The sequence below is a fragment of the Rossellomorea marisflavi genome (assembly GCF_022170785.1).
GTDB lineage: Bacteria > Bacillota > Bacilli > Bacillales > Bacillaceae_B > Rossellomorea > Rossellomorea marisflavi_B.
The window spans coordinates 1-10,000 of sequence record NZ_CP081870.1 but is presented as its reverse complement, the minus strand read 5'-3'; the positions used below and the strand labels follow the sequence as shown (position 1 = coordinate 10,000).

Annotated in this window: 8 protein-coding genes (1 of these 8 cut by a window edge); all 8 read right to left on the bottom strand. The window is 48.2% G+C overall.

Features of this window, described 5'->3' with window-relative positions:
- Positions 1 to 732, bottom strand: the 5' portion of a protein-coding gene (locus K6T23_RS00040) for an HD-GYP domain-containing protein (RefSeq protein ID WP_056539940.1). The gene continues 342 nt to the left of window position 1, outside the view; only the first 732 of its 1,074 coding nucleotides appear in the window; its start codon is at positions 730 to 732; its stop codon lies beyond the left edge, outside the window.
- Positions 733 to 859: 127 nt separating this feature from the next.
- Positions 860 to 3,367: a DNA gyrase subunit A gene (gyrA, locus tag K6T23_RS00035; protein ID WP_056539938.1), complete on the bottom strand. Its 2,508-nt coding sequence runs from the start codon at positions 3,365 to 3,367 to the stop codon at positions 860 to 862.
- 184 nt (positions 3,368 to 3,551) lie between these two features.
- Complete coding sequence (gene gyrB / locus K6T23_RS00030) at positions 3,552 to 5,471, bottom strand: DNA topoisomerase (ATP-hydrolyzing) subunit B (protein ID WP_238284496.1); 1,920 nt, start codon at positions 5,469 to 5,471, stop codon at positions 3,552 to 3,554.
- Positions 5,472 to 5,519: 48 nt separating this feature from the next.
- Positions 5,520 to 5,774, bottom strand: coding sequence for an extracellular matrix regulator RemB (remB, locus tag K6T23_RS00025; RefSeq protein ID WP_048004565.1), 255 nt, complete (start codon positions 5,772 to 5,774; stop codon positions 5,520 to 5,522).
- Between the two features lie 9 nt (positions 5,775 to 5,783).
- Complete coding sequence (gene recF, locus K6T23_RS00020; protein ID WP_048004566.1) at positions 5,784 to 6,902, bottom strand: DNA replication/repair protein RecF; 1,119 nt, start codon at positions 6,900 to 6,902, stop codon at positions 5,784 to 5,786.
- A gap of 17 nt (positions 6,903 to 6,919) precedes the next feature.
- Positions 6,920 to 7,138, bottom strand: a complete 219-nt coding sequence (gene yaaA, locus K6T23_RS00015; protein ID WP_048004567.1) for a S4 domain-containing protein YaaA — start codon at positions 7,136 to 7,138, stop codon at positions 6,920 to 6,922.
- A 169-nt stretch (positions 7,139 to 7,307) separates the two neighbouring features.
- Entirely contained in the window at positions 7,308 to 8,444 is a 1,137-nt protein-coding gene (dnaN, locus tag K6T23_RS00010; RefSeq protein ID WP_053429910.1) for a DNA polymerase III subunit beta, read from the bottom strand.
- A 209-nt stretch (positions 8,445 to 8,653) separates the two neighbouring features.
- Positions 8,654 to 10,000, bottom strand: coding sequence for a chromosomal replication initiator protein DnaA (dnaA, locus tag K6T23_RS00005; protein WP_056539935.1), 1,347 nt, complete (start codon positions 9,998 to 10,000; stop codon positions 8,654 to 8,656).

The following is a 10,000-nucleotide window of genomic DNA, read 5'->3' as shown; positions in this document are numbered from 1 at the left end:
GTCTCCTTTTTCCCTCGAAGGATAACCGGTCCCGTCATACCGCTCATGATGCTGGAGGATGGCGAGCTTGGTTTCGCTTTTTAAAAGAGGAGAGTCTTTGATCAGTTTATAACTATGGACAGGATGCATCTTCACTTCACTAAATTCTCTTTCTGTCAGTGGACGTTCCTTTTTAAGAATGATTGAACTGATTTTTGCCATTCCACAGTTTGATAGGGCTGCCCCCAACCCAAGCTGGGTGCTCTGGGTGTCGTCTATCCCCAGCTTCTTTCCGATCAGCATGCTGAGGAGGGCAGTGGCCATGGCATGATGATAGAGATAATCCGGCTTGGATTGCACCTGGATCACCGTGTGAATCAAAGTAGGGGATTCCTGGACCTCTGCCAATACAGAGAGGAGGATTTCTCGTATTTTAGCAATATCGACTGCCATGCCCGATTGCCACTTCACAAATTCCTTTTTATAATCCTCTACTGACTTCATGTACCGCGTAAGGAACGGGGTGGATTCCACCTTCCGCTCATCTCTTTCACCTTGCTGGGCAGGAGGAGTTGCCTTCAGTAAATCCCCTGCACTCTCCACGGTTAATTCTTGGATATTGAATGCGCGCAATGCTTTTATGTGCTGGTCGGTCAAGACCGTGCCTTTCATGATCAGTGGAACAGAGGTCATTCCCATTATATCTTCTGATACCAGATGTCCAACTCTTGCATCCTGACGTTTAATTTTCACGGCTCTGACTCCCTCGGTACTATTTTTAGTTTATTTTACCAATAAAAAGGGCCGAGCGGGGGACTTTGTCGCTTCTTTCCACGAAAAAAACGCCCCCGCTCGGCGGAGGCATTTTCATTCTTGCTAGTTATTCTTCTGAATCGTCACCCGGTTGTTCCTGTGGGTCGAGGTCATCTGCCGTTTCGACCGGCGGGGTGGTTTCTTCGTCTTCCTTCTCCACCTTAGCCACGGTAGATACAAATTCACCATCTTGGAGACGGATCAGTTTGACCCCTTGGGTGTTACGGCCGGTGGTAGAGATATCATTGACGTCCATGCGGATCATGACACCTTGAGCCGTAATGAGCATGAGGTCTTCTTCACCCGTTACAGCTTTGACGGCAACGAGTTCACCGTTCCGCTCTGTCACGTTCAATGTTTTCAATCCTTTACCGCCACGTGTCTGGATGCGGTACTCGCTTGCAGGTGTACGTTTACCGTACCCATTGACGGTGACAACCAGCACATCATTGGTTTCTTCAAGGATTTCCATGCCGACGACGTGATCATCGTCGCTCAGGTTGATCCCTTTGACACCGGTAGCCGTCCTTCCCATGGACCGGACATCGGTCTCTGGGAACCTGATAAGGAGACCATTCTTCGTACCGATGATCATATCCTTGTCCCCATCGGTCAATCTGACAGAAATCAGTTCATCCTGTTCCCTCAGATTGATGGCGATTAGACCGTTCGTACGGATATTGGCGAAGTCCGAAACCGGCGTACGCTTGGAAATCCCCTGCTTCGTTGTGAAGAACAGATACCAATCATCGACAAACTCTTCGATACGAATCATGGCATTGATCCACTCATCCTTCTCGACGCCGAGAAGATTGATGATCGGCAGGCCTTTAGCCGTTCGGCTGAACTCAGGAATCTCATATCCCTTCGCCTTGTAGGCCTTCCCTTTATTCGTGAAGAAGAGGATCGTATCGTGGGTGGAAGTAGTCAAGAGGTTTTCAACGAAGTCCTCCCCATTCGTACCCATCCCTTGAATACCGCGTCCTCCACGCTTCTGGCTGCGGTATGTCGAAACCGGAAGGCGCTTGATGTATCCGTTATGAGTAAGGGATACCACGATATTTTCACGAGGGATCAAATCTTCATCTTCGATATTTTCAATTCCGCCGGCTACGATTTCAGAACGGCGGCTGTCGTTGAAGCGTTCTTTGATCTCAAGCAGCTCTTCACGGATGATTTCGAGTACCTTCTCATCATCAGCAAGAATTGCTTTCAACTCATTGATGAGTTTTACAAGCTCTTGGTACTCATCTTCGATCTTCTCTCTTTCCAGACCAGTCAAACGTTGTAGACGCATGTCCAGGATCGCTTGAGCTTGTTTATCGGATAGGGAGAAGTTCTCCATGAGTCCTTCTTTGGCGATATCAGTGGTTTGTGAACGACGAATCAACGCAATAATCTCATCAATGTGATCCAGGGCGATACGCAAACCTTCGAGGATGTGGGCACGGGCTTCTGCTTTCCGAAGCTCGAATTCCGTCCTGCGTCGGATCACGATACGCTGGTGATCAAGATAATGCACCAGGCACTGCTTAAGGTTCAAGACTTTAGGCTGTCCGCCTACAAGAGCAAGGAGGTTGATCCCGAAGCTCGTTTGCAGGGACGTTTGTTTATATAGATTGTTCAGAAGAACGTTGGCATTGGCATCCTTACGAACTTCTATGACGATCCTCATCCCATTACGGTCGGATTCATCGCGAAGATCGGTGATTCCTTCAATCCGCTTATCGCGCACAAGCTCGGCAATCTTCTCGATAAGACGCGCTTTGTTGACCTGATAAGGGATTTCGTGGACGATGATCGTCTCTTTCCCGTTGCTCTTCTCTTCGATTTCCACACGGGCCCTCATGGTAACGGAGCCTTTACCTGTTTCGTATGCACGGCGGATTCCGCTTCTGCCGACAATCAGTCCTGCGGTAGGGAAGTCAGGTCCGTGAACATATTCCATGAGCTCAGGAATTGTGATTTCCCCATCCCGGCTGACAGCAAGGATCGCATCGATCACTTCCCCGAGATTATGGGGAGGTATATTGGTGGCCATCCCGACGGCAATCCCTGAGGAACCATTCACAAGCAGGTTAGGGAAACGGGCAGGAAGCACTTCCGGCTCACGCTCGGTACCATCATAGTTGTCTTTATAATCAATCGTGTCTTTATTGATGTCGCGGATCAGCTCCATCGAGATCTTGGACATACGGGCTTCTGTGTAACGCATGGCCGCCGCAGCGTCCCCGTCCACCGAACCGAAGTTCCCGTGTCCATCCACGAGCATATAGCGATAGTTGAAATCCTGTGCCATACGCACCATCGTATCGTAAACGGCCGAGTCACCATGCGGATGATACTTACCGATGACTTCCCCGACGATACGAGCCGATTTCTTATAGGCTTTATCCGCGGTCATACCAAGGTCGTTCATCGCATAGAGGATCCTTCGGTGAACAGGCTTCAGGCCGTCACGGACATCAGGTAGGGCACGGGAGACGATAACGCTCATGGCATAATCCAGGAACGATGAGCGCATCTCATTACTAATATTAATCTCTTGAACATTAGACTGTGGTGTTTCTGCCATAGTTAAAGGGACCTCCTTTTGAAGAAAGATGGATTCTTTCTCATTTTTTCTTGTCCACTATGTAAAAGACAGGATAGAGTTTCAGTCTATCCTGATCATTTTAGGGAATTTTCGTTTAGGTTAACGGGCTTTGGGGCTCGAGGTCGTAAGCTGTCGCCCCAGGGCGAAGCCCGTCCGCTTTTCTTTAGATATCCAGGTTTTTGACGTAGGCGGCGTTTTCTTCGATGAAGTTCCGGCGCGGTTCTACTTTGTCACCCATGAGGATCTCGAACGTTTCGTCTGCCTCGATGGCGTCCTGAAGGCTGACTTGGAGAAGCGTCCGTGACTGCGGATCCATGGTTGTTTCCCAAAGCTGTTCCGGATTCATCTCACCAAGACCTTTGTAACGCTGGATGCCCGGTTTCGGTGTCGGGGAGATCTCCCCGAGGATCCTGTCGAGTTCTTTGTCATTGTAAGCGTACTGGATCCTCTTGCCCTGCTGGACCTTATACAATGGCGGCTGTGCGATGTAGATGTAACCCGCTTCGATGATCTGCCTCATGTAACGATAGAAGAATGTCAGAAGCAGCGTCCGGATATGGGCACCGTCGACATCGGCATCCGTCATGATGACGACTTTATGATAGCGCGCCTTCGATAGATCGAAATCTTCTCCGATTCCTGTTCCAAGCGCTGTGATGATGGCGCGGATTTCATTGTTGGAGAGGATTTTATCAAGGCGTGCTTTTTCCACATTGATGATCTTACCACGCAGTGGAAGAATGGCCTGGAAGTGACGGTCACGGCCCTGTTTCGCAGATCCACCGGCTGAGTCACCCTCAACCACATATATTTCGCTGATACCAGGGTCCTTGGACGAACAGTCTGCCAGTTTACCAGGCAGGCTTGAAACTTCCAGTGCACTCTTACGGCGCGTGAGCTCACGGGCTTTTTTGGCAGCCATACGTGCACGTGCAGCCATGAGTCCTTTTTCCACGACCTTACGCGCGACCACCGGGTTCTCCAGAAGGAAGGTTTCAAGATGCTCGGAGAATAGCGTATCCGTGATTTGACGGGCTTCGGAGTTTCCGAGCTTCGTCTTGGTCTGACCTTCGAACTGTGGATCCGGGTGCTTGATGGAGATGATCGCAGTGAGTCCTTCACGAACGTCTTCTCCTGAAAGGTTGGCATCACTGTCTTTGAAGACGCTGTTCTTTCTTGCGTAATCATTGATGACCCGTGTGAGTGCCGTCTTGAAGCCTGATTCGTGGGTACCACCTTCATGGGTATGGATGTTATTCGCAAATGAGTAAATATTGCTGGCAAATCCATCATTGTATTGAATAGCGATTTCAACGGTGATGTCATCCCGCTCACCTTCAATGAAGATCGGCTCTTCGTGGATGACTTCCTTCGTGCGGTTCAAATGCTCCACGTAGGATTTGATTCCACCTTCGTAGTGGAAATCCTTACGGCGTGGTTCTTCTCCGCGCTTATCTTCAATGCTGATCTGGATTCCCTTGTTCAGGAAGGCAAGCTCCCTGATCCGGTTTGCGAGGGTATCATAATCATACTCCGTCGTTTCCGTGAAAATCTCGGGATCCGGTGTGAAGTGGATGATCGTCCCGGTTTTATCCGTATCGCCGATCACCTTCAAATCAAAGCTCGGAACACCCTTCTCGAATTTCTGATAGTGGATGTGTCCTTCCCGGTGCACATAGATTTCAAGCTCGGTGGACAGGGCGTTCACGACGGATGCCCCTACACCGTGAAGTCCGCCGGACACTTTGTATCCGCCGCCGCCGAATTTACCTCCGGCGTGAAGGACCGTCATGATGACTTCGACTGCGGGACGTCCCATTTTCTCGTGGATTCCGACCGGGATACCACGTCCGTTATCTTTGACGGTAATGCTGTTGTCTTTCTCGATGATGACCTCGATGTGATCACAGTATCCTGCGAGTGCTTCATCAATACTGTTATCGACGATTTCCCACACGAGATGGTGCAAGCCTCGACCGCTTGTGGAACCGATATACATACCCGGTCTCTTTCTGACGGCCTCTAACCCTTCTAAAACCTGTATCTGATTTTCATCATAGGATTGACCTTGCTGTTGGTCCATAGCCATACTGATTCACCTACACTTTCTAACCTTCAGGGCTTTTGAATTCTATAGTAAGTTCTCATAACTTGAGTACTTCTTGGAGCGCTTCTTCAACGTACTTGAAGCCAGCGGGGATAAATAAAGCTGATTGAACGTGATGACGAGAGATTTATATGAACCCTTTGCGAGATTGCAAAGGTCTTTATCTTTTTGTTTAAGCAGACGCTGTATTTCCTCTGAAAATTGAACGGTGTCACGATCGATAATGGCAATGATTTCATCCGTACGCACCATGACATCTTCTCCTACATGAATGTACAAGGTAACACCTCATTTCAATCTTTTCATCGTACCGGCTTCCACGTGGAACGTGGTTGCTTCATTCAGGGTCTGATGGTCGATCCCATCGACGTTCGTCGTGGTGACGAAGGTCTGAACCTTCCCTTGTATGGTATTGAGCAAGTGGGACTGTCTGTAATCATCAAGTTCGGACAAAACGTCATCGAGAAGCAGGATCGGGTACTCCTTGATCTCCGAATGGATCAATTCAATTTCTGCAAGCTTCACCGATAGAGCCGTCGTCCGCTGTTGTCCCTGCGAACCGAACGTCTGGACGTCACGGTCATTCACGATAAATTGAAGATCGTCCCTGTGAGGTCCCACCAGGGTCACCCCGCGGTCGATTTCACGTTCCCGGATCTGATCGAATTTCCGTTCATATATCTCTACCATTTTCGACCATTCTTGATCATCTGATACCTCTAAAGACGGTTTATATAGGATTTCGAGGGTTTCGAGGTTCCTCGATATGCCTGAATGAATCGGTTTGGCCCAACTTTCGAGCATACGAACAAACTCAAACCGCTTCTTCGTGATCTTCACAGCCATTTCAATGAACTGCTCAGTCAACACATCAAGCATCGTCTGATCCTTCTGCTTCCTTGTCTGTAATTGTTTCAGATAATGATTCCGCTGCTGTAAAATCTTCTGGTAAAGACTGATATCATGCAAATAAACAGGCGAAACCTGGCCTATTTCCATATCGATGAAACGGCGTCTCACCTGAGGACTCCCTTTTACGAGGTGGAGATCTTCAGGGGCAAACATAACCACATTCATATTTCCGACGTACTGGCTCAGCTTCTGCTGCTCCAGATGGTTACATTTTGCCTTTTTGCCTTTTTTCGATAGCACAAGCTCTAAAGGTATCGGCCCATTATGTTTTTGTATCCTACCTTTTATTTTAGCATATTCCTCATCCCAACGGATTAAATCTTTGTCATTTGATGTCCGGTGGGACTTGGCCATGGCCAAAACGTAGATGGACTCCATGATATTCGTTTTTCCCTGGGCATTTTCCCCGAGAATGACGTTCACCTTATTCTCGAACGTCACATCGATGGACTCGTAATTCCGGTAATTTTTCAGTTCTAATTGTTCAATGTACATGGACACGACATCCTTTATTATTCTCCGGTAACAACAAACGTCCCCACTTCAGGGATTTCAACGGTATCTCCTACCGCCAGTTTCCTGCCCCTTCGTTGATCCTGTTCACCATTCACATATACTTCATACTCACTCAGGAACCATTTCGCCATGCCGCCCGATTGGATGACTTCGGCAAGCTTGAGAAATTGTCCTAGCGTGATGATTTCCGTCTCGATCTTGATTGGTTGTGCCACTTCGAATCACTACTTTCCGTGTAAAGTCTCTAATAGTTTATTTTACTCTAAACCGGGACAAGTCACAACTAGCTGGAAACAATGGGAGCTGGAGGGTCCGGACAAAAAAAGGCGGGGCTGTTCTAAAAAGGGAAAAAGCCAACGCCTTTAAACGGCATTGGCTTTTCAATCAGTACGTACGGACCGGCAGGATCAATTGAAGGATGGAATCATCATGAAGCGGGCGAAGAACGAATGGTCTCATCGCTCCTGTGAAATTCACATGGATTTCCGTTCCTTCGATGGCTTTCAGGGCGTCCATCATATATTTGGCACTGAAGGAGATCTTGAGCTCTTCTCCCTCGATGGATTGACTTTGAACCTGCTCGATGACCTTCCCGATCTCAGGCGTATTGGAAGAGATCTCAATCATGCCGCCTTCAAGGGTCGAAAGCTTGACCACATTATTTCTTCCTTCCCTTGCGAGGAGGGAGGCACGGTCGATGGCCTGCAAGAACTCTTTCGTATTGAGGGTGATTCCGGTTTTCGTATCTGTCGGGATCAGGCGCGTCGTATCTGGATAGTTACCCTCAAGCAGCCTTGAGAAGAACAATAGATGTTTCGCCTTGAACAGGACCTGATTCTCCGTGATGACGATTTCGACAGGCTCATCCGTATCATCAAGGATCTTATTCAGTTCGTTGAGACTCTTACCAGGAATGACGATATTGTATGCTGCATCGTGATTCGTTTCGATCGGCGCTTTCCTCATGGCGAGCCTGTGGCTATCTGTTGCAATACAGCTCAATGAACCATCAGCAACCTGACAGTTTACACCTGTCAAGATCGGGCGTGTTTCTGAGGTGGACACTGCGAATACAGTCTGACGGATCATTGTCTTCAGAAGGTCTGTCGATACTTTGATCCCGTTCCCTTCTTCGATCTGAGGAAGATGCGGATATTCTTCTGGATCAAGACCATTCAGATTGAACTCGGCCTGACCGGAGCGGATGACCGTTTGGAAATGATTCAACACTTCCATCTCCACTGTATCTCTTGGAAGCTTCTTGACGATTTCACTGAAGAACTTCGCTTGAAGGACAATTCCCCCAGGCTGCATGATTTCGACAATCTCTTTTCCTTCTTCTTCATTCGGGATGAACGATTCAATCGATATATCGGAGTCGCTTCCAGTCAGCGTAACACCGTCTTCTGTCGCAATGATCTTGATTCCTGTCAAAATCGGAATCGTTGTTCTTGATGTCACGGCTTTCATGACATCTTGGACGCTTTGCACGAGTTTATCCCTCTGGATAACAAATTTCATGATCAATTTCCTCCCACTTGCACATAATTTTTAAGGACGCACATATAATAATATTTTATTTAAAAAGTAGTAATAATAGTAATAGGGCCTGTTGATATGTGGATAAGTGTGTGAATCGAACGGAAACACAGCCTATCCACATGTGGACAGACTGTGTGCTATCTGGTTCGGGTTATTCACATGGCCCACTTGAGCTGTGGGTGAAAAAATCAGCTTTTCAGCGTTTCACGGATATCTTTCAGCTGTTGTTGAAGCAGAGCATCGGCCCCGAGGAGCGTACTGATCTTCTCATGGGCGTGGATGACGGTGGTGTGATCCCGTCCTCCGAATTCTTCCCCGATCTTTGGCAAAGAAGAATCGGTCATTTCACGGGACAGGTACATGGCAATCTGCCGTGGGAACGCAATCGACTTCGTACGCTTCTTCGCTTTGAAATCTTCGAGCTTCACATTGAAATGCTCCCCGACGACACGCTGGATTTCCTGGATGGTGATCACGCGGGGCTTTGAGCTCGGGATGATGTCTTTCAAAGCCTCTGCAGCAAGATCCGCATTGATATCTTTATTGATGAGAGATGAATACGCCACGACACGAATCAAGGCCCCTTCAAGCTCACGGATATTGGAATCGATCTGATTGGCAATGTACAGCATCGCTTCATTCGGGATATCGAGGCCTTCCGCTTTCGCTTTTTTACGAAGGATCGCAATCCTCGTCTCAAGGTCAGGAGGCGTGATATCCGTGATCAGCCCCCATTCGAATCGGGAACGGAGCCTGTCTTCAAGCGTCGGGATCTCTTTAGGAGGCCGGTCGCTGGAGATGACGATCTGTTTGCTTTCTTCATGGAGCGTGTTGAATGTATGGAAGAACTCTTCCTGCGTTTGTTCTTTTCCCGCCAGGAACTGAATATCATCAATGAGAAGCACGTCGACATTTCGATATTTATTGCGGAAATCGACGGCCTTATTGTCCCGGATGGAATTGATGAACTCATTCGTGAATTTCTCGGAAGATAAATAAACAACCTTCGCATTAGGGTTATGTTCGAGTACATAGTGACCGATGGCGTGCATCAAGTGGGTTTTTCCCAGTCCTACGCCCCCATAGATAAAGAGTGGATTGTACGCTTTTGCCGGGGCTTCTGCTACTGCGAGTGAAGCGGCATGGGCAAAGCGATTGCCTGATCCGATGACAAATGTGTCGAATGTGTATTTCGCATTGAGCATGTTCTGGTTGAGATCCTGATGCTCATCATCCTTCGAAGCCTTCTTTGGCGGAAGCGGTATATCGAATTCCTCGGGTTCTTGATTCTGAGGAATGATGAACTTGATCAGCAGCTCTTCGCCGGTAATGTCATATAGAACGCCTGAAATGAGCTGCGAGTAGCGTCCTTCAAGCCAATCGCGGGCAAATTCATTCGGTGCAGTGATAACAAGTGTATCGCCCTGGATCGAATGAGCTTTGGTCGATTTGAGCCATGTATCAAAACTGGGCTTGCTGATCTTCTTTTCGATGTTTTCTAAGGCCTTTGCCCATAAATCCCCGATATTCTCCAA